This window comes from Corynebacterium sp. (genome assembly GCF_043426755.1).
Classification (GTDB): Bacteria; Actinomycetota; Actinomycetes; order Mycobacteriales; family Mycobacteriaceae; genus Corynebacterium.
Map to the genome: position 1 here is coordinate 1 of NZ_JBHWRP010000002.1, position 13774 is coordinate 13774.

The 13774-nt window shown below is 61.1% G+C and carries 15 protein-coding genes; 6 read left to right on the forward strand and 9 right to left on the reverse strand.

Translation table 11 applies throughout. From position 1 onward, the window contains the following. From ACHFGA_RS00210 to ACHFGA_RS00220, 3 genes are all read right to left on the reverse strand, one after another. Positions 1 to 615, reverse strand: a 615-nt coding sequence (locus ACHFGA_RS00210; protein ID WP_394280471.1) for an exopolyphosphatase, incomplete at its 3' end; no start/stop codon positions are given. Continuing rightward, complete coding sequence (locus ACHFGA_RS00215; RefSeq protein WP_394280472.1) at positions 612 to 1181, reverse strand: DUF501 domain-containing protein; 570 nt, start codon at positions 1179 to 1181, stop codon at positions 612 to 614. The genes ACHFGA_RS00215 and ACHFGA_RS00210, both read right to left, overlap by 4 nt. A 29-nt stretch (positions 1182 to 1210) precedes the next feature. After that, positions 1211 to 1819 carry a septum formation initiator family protein gene (locus tag ACHFGA_RS00220; RefSeq protein WP_394280473.1) on the reverse strand — a complete coding sequence of 203 codons (609 nt, stop codon included), beginning with the start codon at positions 1817 to 1819 and terminating at the stop codon, positions 1211 to 1213. A gap of 184 nt (positions 1820 to 2003) precedes the next feature. Here ACHFGA_RS00220 and ACHFGA_RS00225 point away from each other — a divergent pair, with 184 nt between their 5' ends. Continuing rightward, positions 2004 to 2585 carry a hypothetical protein gene (locus ACHFGA_RS00225; RefSeq protein WP_394280474.1) on the forward strand — a complete coding sequence of 194 codons (582 nt, stop codon included), beginning with the start codon at positions 2004 to 2006 and terminating at the stop codon, positions 2583 to 2585. Between the two features lie 537 nt (positions 2586 to 3122). Then, on the forward strand, positions 3123 to 4001 hold the full coding sequence (locus ACHFGA_RS00230) for a DUF3800 domain-containing protein (RefSeq protein ID WP_394280475.1): 879 nt from the start codon (positions 3123 to 3125) through the stop codon (positions 3999 to 4001). Between the two features lie 372 nt (positions 4002 to 4373). Here ACHFGA_RS00230 and eno read toward each other — a convergent pair whose 3' ends face one another. Together eno and ACHFGA_RS00240 are read right to left on the reverse strand one after the other, a co-directional pair. Then, positions 4374 to 5651, reverse strand: coding sequence for a phosphopyruvate hydratase (gene eno, locus ACHFGA_RS00235; protein ID WP_394280476.1), 1278 nt, complete (start codon positions 5649 to 5651; stop codon positions 4374 to 4376). Between the two features lie 119 nt (positions 5652 to 5770). Next, entirely contained in the window at positions 5771 to 6577 is an 807-nt protein-coding gene (locus ACHFGA_RS00240) for a lytic murein transglycosylase (RefSeq protein ID WP_394280477.1), read from the reverse strand. A gap of 148 nt (positions 6578 to 6725) precedes the next feature. Here ACHFGA_RS00240 and ACHFGA_RS00245 point away from each other — a divergent pair, with 148 nt between their 5' ends. Continuing rightward, the gene (locus ACHFGA_RS00245; protein ID WP_394280478.1) at positions 6726 to 7145 is read left to right on the forward strand and encodes a hypothetical protein; all 420 of its coding nucleotides are present in this window, start codon (positions 6726 to 6728) and stop codon (positions 7143 to 7145) included. Positions 7146 to 7192: 47 nt separating this feature from the next. Here ACHFGA_RS00245 and ACHFGA_RS00250 read toward each other — a convergent pair whose 3' ends face one another. Next, positions 7193 to 7801: a MazG nucleotide pyrophosphohydrolase domain-containing protein gene (locus tag ACHFGA_RS00250; RefSeq protein WP_394280479.1), complete on the reverse strand. Its 609-nt coding sequence runs from the start codon at positions 7799 to 7801 to the stop codon at positions 7193 to 7195. A 30-nt stretch (positions 7802 to 7831) separates the two neighbouring features. Between ACHFGA_RS00250 and nadC the strand changes: the two genes are divergently transcribed. Further along, positions 7832 to 8689: a carboxylating nicotinate-nucleotide diphosphorylase gene (nadC, locus tag ACHFGA_RS00255; RefSeq protein ID WP_394280480.1), complete on the forward strand. Its 858-nt coding sequence runs from the start codon at positions 7832 to 7834 to the stop codon at positions 8687 to 8689. A gap of 77 nt (positions 8690 to 8766) precedes the next feature. On the opposite strand, the gene ACHFGA_RS00260 is transcribed toward nadC, so the two are convergent. Together ACHFGA_RS00260 and dnaG are read right to left on the reverse strand one after the other, a co-directional pair. Next, a complete protein-coding gene (locus tag ACHFGA_RS00260) occupies positions 8767 to 9663 on the reverse strand; it encodes a hypothetical protein (protein WP_394280481.1) in 897 nt (298 codons plus the stop codon). 160 nt (positions 9664 to 9823) lie between these two features. After that, positions 9824 to 11713 carry a DNA primase gene (gene dnaG, locus ACHFGA_RS00265; RefSeq protein ID WP_394280482.1) on the reverse strand — a complete coding sequence of 630 codons (1890 nt, stop codon included), beginning with the start codon at positions 11711 to 11713 and terminating at the stop codon, positions 9824 to 9826. 63 nt (positions 11714 to 11776) lie between these two features. Between dnaG and ACHFGA_RS00270 the strand changes: the two genes are divergently transcribed. Continuing rightward, positions 11777 to 12199 carry a ribonuclease domain-containing protein gene (locus ACHFGA_RS00270; RefSeq protein ID WP_394280483.1) on the forward strand — a complete coding sequence of 141 codons (423 nt, stop codon included), beginning with the start codon at positions 11777 to 11779 and terminating at the stop codon, positions 12197 to 12199. Continuing rightward, entirely contained in the window at positions 12192 to 12443 is a 252-nt protein-coding gene (locus ACHFGA_RS00275; protein ID WP_018580730.1) for a hypothetical protein, read from the forward strand. Before ACHFGA_RS00270 ends, ACHFGA_RS00275 begins: the two co-directional genes overlap by 8 nt. Positions 12444 to 12450: 7 nt before the next feature. On the opposite strand, the gene ACHFGA_RS00280 is transcribed toward ACHFGA_RS00275, so the two are convergent. Then, the gene (locus ACHFGA_RS00280) at positions 12451 to 13722 is read right to left on the reverse strand and encodes a deoxyguanosinetriphosphate triphosphohydrolase (protein ID WP_394280484.1); all 1272 of its coding nucleotides are present in this window, start codon (positions 13720 to 13722) and stop codon (positions 12451 to 12453) included. Positions 13723 to 13774 lie beyond the last annotated feature (52 nt).

The following is a 13774-nucleotide window of genomic DNA, read 5'->3' on the forward strand; positions in this document are numbered from 1 at the left end:
AAACGGCACCAACACCGTCGTCTCATCCAAACGCTCATTGATGTAATCCCGCGCGATATCCTGCTCGCTCGGCGTCGGCGGATCCGACAGCATCATCCGCTCCGTCAACCGCACACAGCCCATCTGCGTGGAATGCGCGCCCAGGATCTCGCCGTCGTGCGTGCCGACGATAAACTCTGTGGAACCGCCACCGAGATCGATCACGCAATAAGGCCCCTGCGTATCCGGAATGTCATAGGTGGCGCCCCGAAAGGACAGCGCTGCCTCCTCTTTCCCACTGATCACCTCTGCTTGGGCACCCGGCTGGATGCGGCCCAGAAGCTCCGCGGTCATGTTGAAGAACTCATCCCTGTTGGAGGCGTCACGGGTGGCGCTGGTGGCGACCATCCGCACCGTATGCACGTTCTCAAACTCCATCAGGTTGACGTAGCGCTCCAGGGCCTCGCGGGTGCGCTTGAGGGCTTGCGGGTTGAACTCACCGGTGGCGTCCACGCCCTGGCCTAGGCGAACGATCTCCATCTCACGCGCAATCTCCTTGTGCTCGGAGGTGGAGACGTCGCTGATCAGTAAACGGATCGAGTTGGTGCCGCAGTCGACGGCCGCAACACGGGTCACAGCAGCTCCTCCCCCGTCGTCTCCTTCGTGTGCGCGTTGACGGCGTCCACGATGCCGAGTTCCTGCGCCGTCGGCCAGTCCTGCGGGATCGCGGTACCGCGCAAGGCTGGGGTGTGGTCGGCTGCGAGAGCTACTGCCTCGGTGCCCAGGCGGAAGTGGTTCGGGCCTTCGGCTAGTGCGTAGGCGATGAGAACGTGCAGGCACTTCACGCGATCCGGCATGCCACCGCCCGAGAAATCAGTCCCCAAATCTTCAAGTTTGTTCCGCTCTGCCAAGTAATGCTGGTGGGCGGCCAGGTAATCGTCGGCAAGCGACTGATCCGTAGAGAGGCGTGCCTCCATCCACTTCATCACCTGCGCCACCTCCAGGCGCGACGCCTCCGCAGTCAAGCGCGGATCCGTAAGGTAATACAAGGTGGGAAAAGGGGTGCCGTCCGGCAACTTCGGGGCCGTCTTCACCACGGCGGGCTGGCCATCGGGAGTGCGATAAGAAATCTCCACCACACCGCGGGCCGGGCGCCCCAACTGCTCTTTGATTATGTCAAGATCTGCTTCAGCGACATTCATGCACGCCATTGTTCCACAGGACTTGGTTGCTAGGGCTCTTGAGGCTCCTCGGCCGGCGCCCGCGGGATCTCACCCTGAGGTGCGGCAGGGGCCTCGTCGATAAGCGACTCCGGATCCGCCAACGAATCCCACGCAACCTCAGCCCACGAACGTGGAGGCGGGGCCGCCGTATCGCGATCCGTGGTGACCGCCTGATCCTCATCCATGCGCGGATCGATGATGCGCCACGCGGTCTCCCCCGGCTTAATCATGCCCAGACGGCGGCGGGCCTCCTGCTTGATGTAGTCCTCATCGCTGTACTTATTGATGCCCTCCACCAGCTCATTGCGCTGCTGCTCCTTCGCCGCGATCGACTCATTGAGGCGCGCGATCTCGCTGCGGCCCTCATAGTACGTGCGCATAGGCACCGCGATGGCGATCAGAACGACGAGCACCACCGCGATAATCACCGCGATGCCGATGTAATCGCCCTTCAGAGAAAAGGCGCGGGCCTGCTTCTTTCGCTGCTCCCTGTCCTCGCGCTGGGCGGCCTTGCGGGCATCACGGCTGGCGACCGGCACCTGGGTAGGCGTGCGGAGCGGACGGCGGCTGCGCTCGTTGCGCTCGTTGCGTTCGCTGCGTGATGCTGAAGTGGACATAGTGACAGTTTAGTTTACGCGGTCGGTTGACGTGGGAGCGGTTCGGCGCGCTGGGGTATCTGTTCTCCCTGCCTTTAGCATTTTAGGGCTTGACGGGTGACCGCTTGTCAAGCCAACTTATGCGGTCTTTATGCTTTCTTTGATATCGTGGGGCCACCCGATCCTCACCCGAAAGGACTTTAGAATGAACCGCAAGCTTATTTCCGGAATCGCCGCAAGCGCACTGGCCTTGGGTGTTTTGGGCGCACCAGCCGCCTACGCGTACGAACCCGGCAACGAACCAGTAACCGACGAGGAAATCGCACAGGGACTCGAGGAGATCTCCTTTGAGTCCTCCAACGGTGCCTACATTCTTCCAGGTCAGACCATCGACCTAACAGCCGACGCGGTTGGCGAAGGAATTGAGATCCGCAACGCCTACATCGAAACTGCACTCGGCGAGACCAGCTTAAAGTGGACCGTCAAGCGTTCCGTCAACGAGGAGGGCCTGCCGGTACTGTCGATCACCGCTCCGGCAGCTCCCGAAGAGCAGTCCGGCGCCATCCAGGAGTATGGCGAATACAAGGTGCACGTGCGCACCTCCAACTGGAACAGCTACTACTTCACGATCAACTTCGCACCCGAACTGCCAGAGGTTGAAGAACCAGCCGAGGAGCCAGGCGTTGACCTGTCTTCAGGATCTTCGGACTTCCTCCCTACCCTGAGCAGCAAGCTTGAGGATCTGCTCCCCTCCTTGGGCTCTTCTTCCATCACGCTCAACCAGTAAACGGTTAAGCGGATAAGCAAGAACCGTCGCACCTTGGCCTGCTGGCCTGGGGCGGCGGTTATTTTTGTGCTCGGCCGCTGAGTGGAGCTGCACCGCGCATTTGATTGCCGCGGGTGGAAGCCCTCCAGCATGCAAACCGATATAGTCCTCGGGCCATACTGCGGGATGCCAATTGGTTTTCAGTAAGTTGGTCGCACTATGTAGCGAGGACTATATCGGTTTGCAAAGGCTGCGGCCAGTTTCCCTTACTGCGAACGCCGCTGCGTCGTCATGGCTGAGCTAGCCCCTATTTTGAGTGGCTTTTCGCAGCTCCTTATTCAACAGCGCGACCAAATTCATCGTATTGCTCCCCCTCTTTCTCCAAGTGCAACTGCTAAAGGACCGTAAACCGCTGCACAGACCGCGCCAGAATTTCACCGAGCGGAAACAATTCTCACCGATGACCGAAATGCGAACTTCTTGCATCCCGCTCACGCAGGCCATCAGTCATATTCGTGCAACAAGCACCTATTTATACCCCTGCTAGTATCACAAAACGTGAGACTCTATTTTTTCGACGATTCTGGGATCCGGACAGCCGACACGGATAGACCACATTTCATCCTCGCGGGTTTCGGGATCGACGCAGACGAATACGGGAGCTTACAAAGAGAAGTGAGCCGAACCGCGAGAGCTTTCGGAGTGAACCTAAGCTATCCCACGGAATTGAAAGCAAACCACGGTGGCCGAGTAGGAAAATACCCGGAGAAAAATCACCTTTACCGCGCTGGCTTAACCAGATTACATGAACGGAAGGCACTCCTACTGTCGGTTTTGAATTTGCTCCGTTCTTTTGAGTCTGTCAAAGCCATCGCCGTCGTCAGTAACAATGCGGGATACCTTCCCAAGAAACAGCGAGTCGTCGAAAATGAATCAGACGTGATGACTGACTCAATGAAGCTGGTGATGGAGAGAGTCGAAATGGATCTTCAAGACCACAAAACTCAAGGCATAGTGTTTCTAGACGAAGAAAGAGGCAGTGAGCCACGGCTGCGCGACGTTTTTCGGACAGGAACGGATTTTGTAAAACGAAAAAGAGTTTTCGAAACAGTCGCGTCTTTACCGTCTGAGGAATCTATTGGGATCCAAATGGCCGACCTTATAGCTGGAGGGATAGGACGCTGGGCAAACTCTGCTGATCCAGCATATGCCCGCTACATTTGGCCAATTTTTCGACAATACAAAGGGAACATTCATGGCGCAGGGCTCAAAACTTCCGGACGCGGCCGGCTCGAAGAACCAGGTCCATGCAATTGGTCAGACTACGACAAAGATATTCTGAATGAACGCGCAGCTGGAGGCCTAGCACCTCTGGAATGGCAAGAAAACAATATCCCGATCAATCCAGTCACCGGCGAAAAATATTTGTTTCCCTGAAAATTTAGAAACCGAGGGCGCAAGGCCTACGGGATTTAGGTGAGTCCCTCTCGGTTTGCTTTTAGCTTACCTCTTGAGAATGACGGAAACAATCCCTAATTTCCGAGCACGCCGCCCACGTGGAGGGCGACCGTGGGCGACGCTAAGTCCCGATTCAATATAGTGTTCGCTGCACTTTCTTGCTCGATGCCCTAAAGGGCGCAGACCGATATAGTCCTCGGGCCATACTGCGAGATGCCAATTGGTTTTCAGTAAGTTACTCGCACTATGTAGCGAGGACTATATCGGTTTGTGGAAAGAGGGGGTGGAAAAGGCGAAACCGCCTGGCCGCACCGGGGAAGGTGGGTCAGGCGGTCGTCGTTAAGCGGGCGATTATGCCTGGAAGCGTGGGAACGCGGAGTAGCCAGCGTAGACAGCGGCCTCGCCGAGCTCCTGCTCGATGCGCAGCAGCTGGTTGTACTTGGCCACGCGCTCGGAACGAGCGGGCGCACCAGTCTTGATCTGGCCGCAGCCCCAAGCCACTGCGAGATCCGCAATGGTGGTGTCCTCGGTCTCGCCGGAACGGTGGGACATCATGCAGCGGTAGCCGTTGCGGTGAGCCATGTCCACGGCGTCGAAGGTCTCGGTCAGGGTACCGATCTGGTTGACCTTCACCAGCAGGGCGTTCGCGGCCTTCTTCTCGATACCCTTGGCCAGGCGCTCAGGGTTGGTGACGAAGAAGTCATCTCCGACCAGCTGCACCTTGTCGCCGAGCTTCTCGGTGATGGTGACGTAGCCGTCCCAGTCGTCCTCGTCCAGTGGGTCCTCGATGGAGACGATTGGGTACTCGGCAACGAGCTCCTCGTACACCTTGATCATCTCGTCAGGGCTGAGCTGGCCGCCCTCGAAGTTGTACTTGCCGTCCTCGTAGAATTCGGAGGAAGCGACGTCCAGTGCCAGGGCGATGTCCTTGCCTGGCTCAAAGCCGGACTTCTTGATTGCTTCGACGATGAGGTCCAGTGCCTCGCGGGTGGAATCGACGGATGGTGCGAAGCCGCCCTCGTCGCCAAGACCGGTGGACAGACCGCGGTCGGAGATAACCTTCTTCAGGTTGTGGTAGACCTCAGCGCCCATGCGCAGAGCCTCGGAGAAGGTCTCGGCGCCGATTGGGGCGATCATGAACTCCTGGACGTCCACGCCGGAGTCCGCGTGCTCGCCACCGTTGACGATGTTCATCATCGGAACAGGCAGGATGTGTGCGGTTGGGCCGCCCAGGTAGCGGTACAGAGGCAGGCCTGCGGACTCCGCTGCTGCCTTTGCCACTGCCATGGAGACGCCCAAGATTGCGTTCGCGCCCAGGCGGGACTTGTTGTCAGTGCCGTCGAGGTCGATCATGGCTTGGTCGATGGCGCGCTGGTCATCAGCCTCAAAGCCTGCGATCTCGTCAGCGATCTCCTCATTGACGTTCTCAACAGCCTTCAGGACACCCTTGCCCATGTAGCGGTCGCCGCCGTCACGCAGCTCGTGAGCCTCGTGCGCGCCGGTGGAAGCGCCGGATGGGACGCCAGCGGAGCCGGATGCGCCGTCGTCAAGAACGACGCCAGCCTCAACGGTGGGGTTACCGCGGGAGTCCATGATCTCGCGTGCGAATGCATGAATGATGTCAGCCACTGATTTGTCTCCTCAAAGACTAGAAATTTGTTTTCCGTACTCAATTGTTCCAGAAAACTGGGTTCGGCGGGTGCCTGAAGGCAATAATACCCTCTTGATGTGACTTTTATTACCAGAAACTATCGAACGGCCGGCTGCGGGATCGCATAAGCGGCAGCGGCGTCACGCACCTTCACCACGTAGTCATTGGAATTGTTGTAAGACAAAATGGCCTGGGTCCAGTCCTCCGGCACAGAGAGGTCGCGGCCCGCAGAGCACAAGAGGTTGGCGGCGGCCAGGGCAGCGTCGTCGATCTGCTGCGGTTCGGCAGTGCCGTTGCCGTCAGCGTCGCGGCCATACTTCTCAAAGGACTCCGGGATGAACTGCATTGGCCCCACGGCGCGGTCGAACTCGGTGTCGCCGTCGAGACGTCCCCCGTCGGTGTCCTCGATTCGGGCAAACCCGGGCGAGCCATCCAAGGCCGGGCCAATGATGGGTGGGGTGGCGTAGCCGTTCGGGTCCAGCTGCCCGCGTGTGAGCGCATCGCCGGTATAGGTGCCGTGGCGGGTTTCCACCCAACCGATCCCGGCCAGAGTGTTCCACGCCAGGTTGCATTCCGGCCACGCCTCGCGGGCGATCAGCTCCGCGTTGCCGTAGGCGCGAAGGGCCTGAGGATCCACGTTTGTTTCAGCCGCGATCGGCGAGGCCCAGTCTGCCAGCAGATCCGCAGTGCGACCGGGGCCGTGCACGTCGATAAGCGGCGGTGGCGTGCCAGCCTGCGGTGGAACATTGTCCGGCACGGGCTGCCACGAACGGACCGCGGCGCCTGGGCGCAGCGCGCTGAGGACCCAGCCAACCAGCACGACTACCAGCACAATCGCCAAGACGACTGCAATAACTCCGGCGCAGCCGCAGCCAGCCGATACCCGCCTTGTCCGATCAGTCATGAGGGCCGATCATACAGCACCACTTCCACCATTCCGACATCGCCAGAAAACCCTTAGTTATGTCACTTCCACCCTAAAAGCACCACAAATCACTTGCGTTGTTATATGATTACTCCGACCTAACCAAAACCATCGAAAGGAACGGTATATGGCACGAAAAACCCGCATCGCGGCGGCCACCGCTGCAGCGGCACTGGCCCTCGGGCTCGCCGCCCCGGCCAACGCACAGACCAACCTGCTCGGTCTGATTAACACCATCAACGCTGGCGTAGAAACCGCCGACTGCGGCACCCTCGGCGCAACACTGCGCGGCATTGGGCTTGTCGACGACACCACCACCCGTGGCGGCCTCGTCGAAAAGCTGCAAAAGGCCGCCGGTGACGACGCATCACTGAAGCTGATCTCCGCCCCCACCATCAACGCCGTGGGCGACCGTGCCTTGGAATGCAAGATCGTCAAGGCAGACCCTGTCACCCCAGCCAACCAGGCAGTTGCCCTCTCCTCACAACTGTCCTCCCAGGCTGGCCTGCCAGAGATCCGCAACCTGCTACCTGCGCTCGGTCTCTAATCTGATTTACCTGCAACGTGGCCCCCGAGATCCTTCTCCTCGGGGGTTTACTCTTTGCGCTTGCCCTCCTGCCACAGCCGCTCCTGAGTCTCCTCATCCACGATGCCGGTGGAGCCATCAAAAAGGTACGGCGAACGCGAGCGCATCTTATTAGTAAAGGCCTCAGCTACATCACCAAAGTCGAAGGCGCCTCGTCGAGAAGCGATCTCCGCGTGGAACAGCACCTGCAACAGGACGTCGCCCAGCTCTTTGCGCAGTTGATCGTCGTCAAGCCCGCGCTCCACGGCCTCAATGAACTCGTTGGTCTCCTCGCGCAAGTAGGGCAGGAGCGACTCGTGCGTCTGCGCAATCTCCCACGCGCCCCGATCGCGGGCGTTGCGCATCGTCTCCACGGCTTCCTGCACCCGATCCTTCAGGCTAGGCACCTCGATGATCGCCTCCCCGCGAGCCTGCCGCTGCGCCACCTCCGGCGCCCGCGAATCCGTCGTCAGCAGCGTGCCCCACCCCGTCAGCGACTCCCGCGTCGGCACATCCTGCAACGCCCAACGCACCGACACCGGTACCTCCCCCGTGCACTCCACAGGCGACTCCAACCGGCTCACCACACTCAACGGAACCTGATCGGGCCAACGTGGATCTAGCACAATAACCGTCATGGAGATCATCATATGCCTAAGCTAGATCCCATGATTCAACCGCTCAACGAAGCCGCGGCAAAGCAGGCAATCCGCCGGGGAATGGACGAAGACCTCCACTACGGCCCCGACATCACATCCATCGCAACCGTCGCCGACGATGCCCGCGCGGTCGCCGAAATCCGGTCGCGCGAACCCGGAGTGCTGGCGGGGCTTGATGTGGTCGCGTGGACCTTGGAGACGCAGACCAGCGCTTTTGAGGTAGAGAGGCTTATCGACGACGGCGCGGCTGTGAACCCGGGTGATGTTGTTGCGCGGATTGTGGCACCCACGCGGGAGCTGCTCACCTGCGAGCGCACGTTTTTGAATCTGCTGGGGCACCTGAGCGGCATCGCTTCCGCAACGCGCGACTGGGTCGGAGAGCTGGCCGGCACCAAGGCGCGCGTGCGCGACTCCCGCAAAACCCTGCCCGGCATGCGCGAGCTGGACAAATACGCGGTGCGCTGCGGCGGCGGCGTGAACCACAGGATGGGGCTTGGCGACGAGGCACTGATCAAAGACAATCACGTGGTCGCGGCCGGATCTGTTAATGCTGCCTTTCTGGCGGTGAAGGAACAGTATCCTGACGTGTTCTGCGAGGTGGAGGTGGACACCTTCGAGCAGTTCGAGTCCCTGCTGGAGTATGAGCCTGAGATGATCCTGCTGGACAACTTCACTGTTGAAGAGGTGGCGCGGGCCGTGGAGGTGCGCGATGAGCGGGCCCCTGAGCTGCTGCTCGAGGCTTCCGGCGGGCTGACCATTGATGTTGCTGGTGCATATGCGGCGACCGGGGTTGATTTCCTGGCCGTGGGCGCGCTGACGCACTCAGCTGTGGTGCTGGATTTGGGGCTGGATTTTATTGAGCAATAGGGCTGCGGTCGATGGATCTTGCTAAAAGGCGGGTTTTGGCCCCTGTTTTGCAAGATCCATCGACCGCGGGGAGGGGGCTAGAGCTGGATATGGCGCGGTAGCGGGCGCAGCGGCTCAGGATAAGAGTGCACGGCCCGCTCCACCATCCTGATAAAGGGGCAACTGCCCTGTGCATCCAGTTTCAAATCTGCCCACTTCGCGCGCCTAATCACAAAACCGCAGTTCTGGATGAGGTGCTCCCGGATCCGCTCCTGGACCACGGTATCGAAAGGGTCTTTGCCATAAACCATCGTGTACTTTGAGCGTCCATCCAGCTCAAGGACGAGGAAACCGTTGATCAGGATGTCGGCATAATAAGTGACCAGCTTCCCGGTCTCGGTAATAATGGTGATCCGGACCTCGTACTCAATGGTGTGGATCCAGGAGAAGTGGCCGGCAAGCAGGCGGTACCGCCCCACCGACTCCAAAGGACTGCGGGTGGAGGCCTCGCTCATTGAAATCATCTCCCTCAACCCCAGCACCCCGCTATGCGAGGGATAATCGTCGGCAAGCGATAAAAGCCTGCTCTTAGAGAGCTGGGGGCTGCGGGCGCGCAGCGAGTCAAGGACGACGAGGGAGTCAAGGTCGCCGTAGAGTTTTTGGATGTGCAGCAGCGTGGGAAACAGCGGGGTGAGCCTGAAACCTTTCAGGAGTTGCACCTGGCTGCTGGGGATGAAACCGGTGGTGTAGCGCCTGCTGTGTTTCCAGCGCGAGCGGGCGGGGGCGTTCACGCCGTCGGGGTGGATGAGGTCGAGGGTGGCTAGCGGTGTGTAAGTTTTCAGGCCGCGGATTCGGGCGGCGGCGATGCCTGTGATCGCGGCTGAACGGAGCCCGCGGTAGTTTGTGGTGATGAATTGCAGCTCGGCGGGGCTGAGTGTGCCGTCCGGGTTGCCGTAAATGGGTGTGTGTATGGGCGTTAGTGTTTGTGTTGTCATACACACAGCATGGGGCAAGGCACGCGGGGCTGCTGGGTGCACTTTTAAACCTGTGGATAACTCGGGGTTATCCACAAAACTCATAGGCGCGGTCGATGGATCTTGTTAAAACCCGGGTTTTGGGCCTGTTTTTGCAAGATTCATCGACCGCAAGCGGGGGTTAGTTCCTGAAAGCGCGGTCGTTGAGCTCCCGGCGCGCCTGCTCCAGCGCCACCAAATCGGAGAAGAGGGAGTTGTAGGCCATCTCATCGTCGCTGGGGCGCATGCGCTGCAGCTGAGATTTCAGCTGGGCGATCTGATCCCCCACCCGGGCTTCCTGCAGGCGGGAGAGCACCGAGTCTGTATAGATTTCCGGGTCATCGGCGTGGATAGGTTCCACCGCCAGCTCAGAGACGAGGTTGCGGCCGGCCAGGTCAAACATCTCGGCGGCGACGGTGGCCAGCCAGCTCGGCCCACCCTCGCCCGCGGCCGCGACCCCGCCGGCGCGCCCGATGGCCTCGCGCACCAAGGAGTAGGCGTGGTTGGAGAAGGCGTCCGGGTTGATGCCGTCGAAGTAGTCGCCGGCCAGTTGTGGGTACTGCAGGGCCAGCTTGATCGCTTCGCGCTGGGGCCACAGGACGGGGTCCTCTGGGTCGGGGGCTACCAGGGAGGCGGGCTCGACGCCGGTGGCTTCCTCGTTGTCGCGGCGCACGATCACACGGTCGCGCTTCTTGGTGGGGTTTTTCGCTTCTCGACGAACCTGCTCCAGCACTTCTACTGGGTCCCAGCCCACCCAGCCGGCCAGTTGGCGGGCGTACTCGGACTGCAGGGCATTGTCCCTGATGCCGGCGACAACGGGGACGGTGCGGCGCAGCGCCTGGAGGCGGGACTCGGCGGTGTCCAACGGGTAATCGGACAGGAGGGAGTCGATGACGAACTCGAACATCGGCACCCGGTTGGCCACAAGGTCGCGCACTGCGGAGTCGCCGCGCTCGAGGCGCAGGTCACAGGGGTCCATGCCATCAGGGGCCACGGCCACAAAAGACTGGCCGGTAAATTTCTGGTCGCCCTCGAAAGCACGCATGGCGGCCTTCTGACCAGCCTCATCACCGTCAAAGGTGTAGATCAGCTCACCGCGGAAGTAATCGTCGTCAAGCATCAAACGCCGGATCATGGAGAGGTGGTCGGCGCCGAAAGCCGTGCCACAGGAGGCAACGGCGGTGGTCACCCCGGCGGCGTACATGGCCATCACGTCGGTGTAGCCCTCGACGACGACGGTCTGGTGCTGGGCGGCGATGTTCTTCTTGGCCAGGTCCAGGCCGAAGAGCACCTTGGACTTGTTGTACAACATGGTGTCCGAGGTGTTCATGTACTTGCCCATCTTGTCGTCCTCGAACAACTTGCGGGCGCCGAAGCCGATCACATTGCCGGCCATATCTTTAATGGGCCACAGCAGGCGGCAATGGAACTTGTCGATGGGGCCGCGCCTGCCCATCGAGGACAGGCCGGCGTCGACAAGCTCCTTTGCCTCAAAGCCCTTGCGCAGCAGGTGTTTGGTCAGGGTGTCCCAGCCGCCGGGCGCGTAGCCGCATTCGAAGGTGTAGATGATGTCCTGGCCGAAGCCGCGCTTGAGCAGGAAGTCGCGGGCGGGTGCGGCGTCGGGGGTTTCTAGTTGCTCGCGGTAGAACTCGTGGGCGGCCTTGTTCGCGGCGATCAGGCGGGCGCGGGTGCCGGGCTTGACGTCGCGGGCGCCGGTGGATCCGCCCTGGTAGTTGATGTGGTAGCCGATGGTTTCGGCGACGGACTCCACGGCCTCGGGAAAGGTGAGGTGCTCCATTTCCATGAGGAAGGAGAAAACGTCGCCGCCCTTGCCGGTGGAAAAGCAGTGGTAGTAGCCGCGCGCCGGGCGGACGTGGAAAGATGGGGTCTTCTCGTCCTTGAACGGAGAAAGCCCCTTCATCGAGTCATGCCCGGCCGGTTTGAGCTGGACGTACTCCCCCACGATCTCCTCGATGTGGGCGCGCTCGCGGATCGCCTCGATGTCCGAGTCCGGAATTCTGCCCTTTGCCATGTGCCCCATGGTATACCGCGCGTCAATTCGAAATCGGGCCGGCTGCCGTGCACAATGTTTGGCATGTCTCACCCCAATCGGAAGACGAGCAAGGCGATCCCTACCCTGGTCGCTGGTGTCGTCATCGTCGCCGCTGGCATCTTCGGCATTGACCTGGCTACGGATCAGGACGCAGAGCAGGCCAGCGCGCAGGCCACGTGCGCCGTTGCCGAACTTCCCGCGGAGGCCACTGACACCATCGCGGACATTTATAGCGGCGGGCCCTTCGACTACCCGGACAACGACGGCGCTCATTTCGGCAACTATGAGGGGCACCTTCCCGACGAAAGATCAGACTTTTACCGCGAGTACACAGTGGAAACGCCTGGTTTGAATCATCGTGGGGCCCGGCGTATCGTCACCGGCGGAGACCCAGCCGACAACCCCGAGGTGTTCTACTACACCGATGACCACTATGAAACTTTCTGTGAGGTCAACGATGCATAACCGCCGCTTCAACCCCGTCCTCGTCACCAGCCCCGTGCGCACCCGCAGCGACCTCTTCGGCGCGCTTGCCAACGTGCTCTACCCCGCCGAGCGCCGCGCACCCACCAACCTCGACGGGCTGGCTGACCTGCTGCGCGAGACTCGGGTGCGGCGCGTGATCGTTTCGCATTGGGAGCTTAACGACGACGACAGCCGCCAACTTTCCCGCGTGTTCAAAGACGTGGGCGTGGAACTGGTGCGGTGAGCAAAAGTTAACCGAAGAAGCCGCTGAGCTCGCTGGAGCGCTTCGCGATGCGTTCCAGGCGCGACTCCGTCATCGACGCAATCTGGTCAATGATCACCCGCGCCCGCTGCTGGTCCGTCTCGGATTCCAGCCACCACTGTTGGTAGATCGTGTCTAAAGAACCCGGCGCGCCGGCGGTGAGGTAGTCGTGGACGCGGTTGATGCGCTCGCGCTGGCGGTCCTGCCGGGCTTTGTGCGCGTCTTGGTCCATCACGTAGAGCACCGCGATGGCTTTGAGGAGGGTGACTTCGGCGTTCGCCTCGGCGGGAATGATGAGGTCGCCGTGCATGCGCCCGAGGGTCTCCTGACCGGATTCGAGGGTGGCGGTGGTGACGGCGCCAACGTAGCGGCCGACAAGCTCGCTGGTGAGCTTTTTCAGCTGGGTCCAGCCGCGCAGGGTGTAGTCATAGTCGGCAGCGTCGGCGACGATCTGCAGGCCGCGCAGCCTATCGGCGGCGTCCAAGAGTTCCTCGGCGGTACCACCGAAGGCGGCGGCCCCTTTGTCGGCGAGCTGCGCCAGCTCCACAAAGTCCCACAGCACTTTCAGGGTGATGCGGCCGGAGATGATCCCGTCTTCCACGTCGTGGACCGAGTAGGCGATATCGTCGGAGAAGTCCATCACCTGGGCTTCCAGCGCGGCACGAGAATCGGTGTGGCCTTCGCGGACCCATTCCAGGATATGGGCATCTTCGTCGTAGGCCGAGTATTTCCGGTTGCGGGTCCCGTCCGGGTTCGTCGCCGGCCACGGGTATTTGCACGCCGCGTCGAGGGCTGCCCTGGTGAGGTTGAGCCCATAAGAGTGATCGTCGTAAAGCACCTTTGGCTCAAGGCGGGTGAGGATGCGCAAGGTCTGTGCGTTGCCCTCGAAGCCGCCGGCGCTGGCGGCCAGCTCGTTGAGCGCGCGCTCGCCGTTGTGGCCGTAGGGCGGGTGGCCGATGTCGTGGGTGAGCCCGGCCATGTCGCACAAGTCCGGATCCAAGCCCAGGCCGGCGCCGATGCCGCGCGCGATCTGGCCGACTTCCAGCGAGTGTGTCAGGCGGGTGCGCGGAGTGTCCCCGTCGCGCGGGCCCATGACCTGCGTCTTGTCCGCTAATCGACGAAGCGCCGCACTGTGCAGCACGCGCGCCCGATCCCGCGAGAACACGCTGCGGTGATCGGCCTCTGTGTGCTCAAACAGGGAACCCTTCTCCCCTTCGGGGGCGAAGCGGGTAGCGTCGGCGGCTGAGTACTGGTAGGTCATAACAAACCCCAGCTTAGCTGGGAATTCCTGGTGATCTAGGCGGACACAGCGG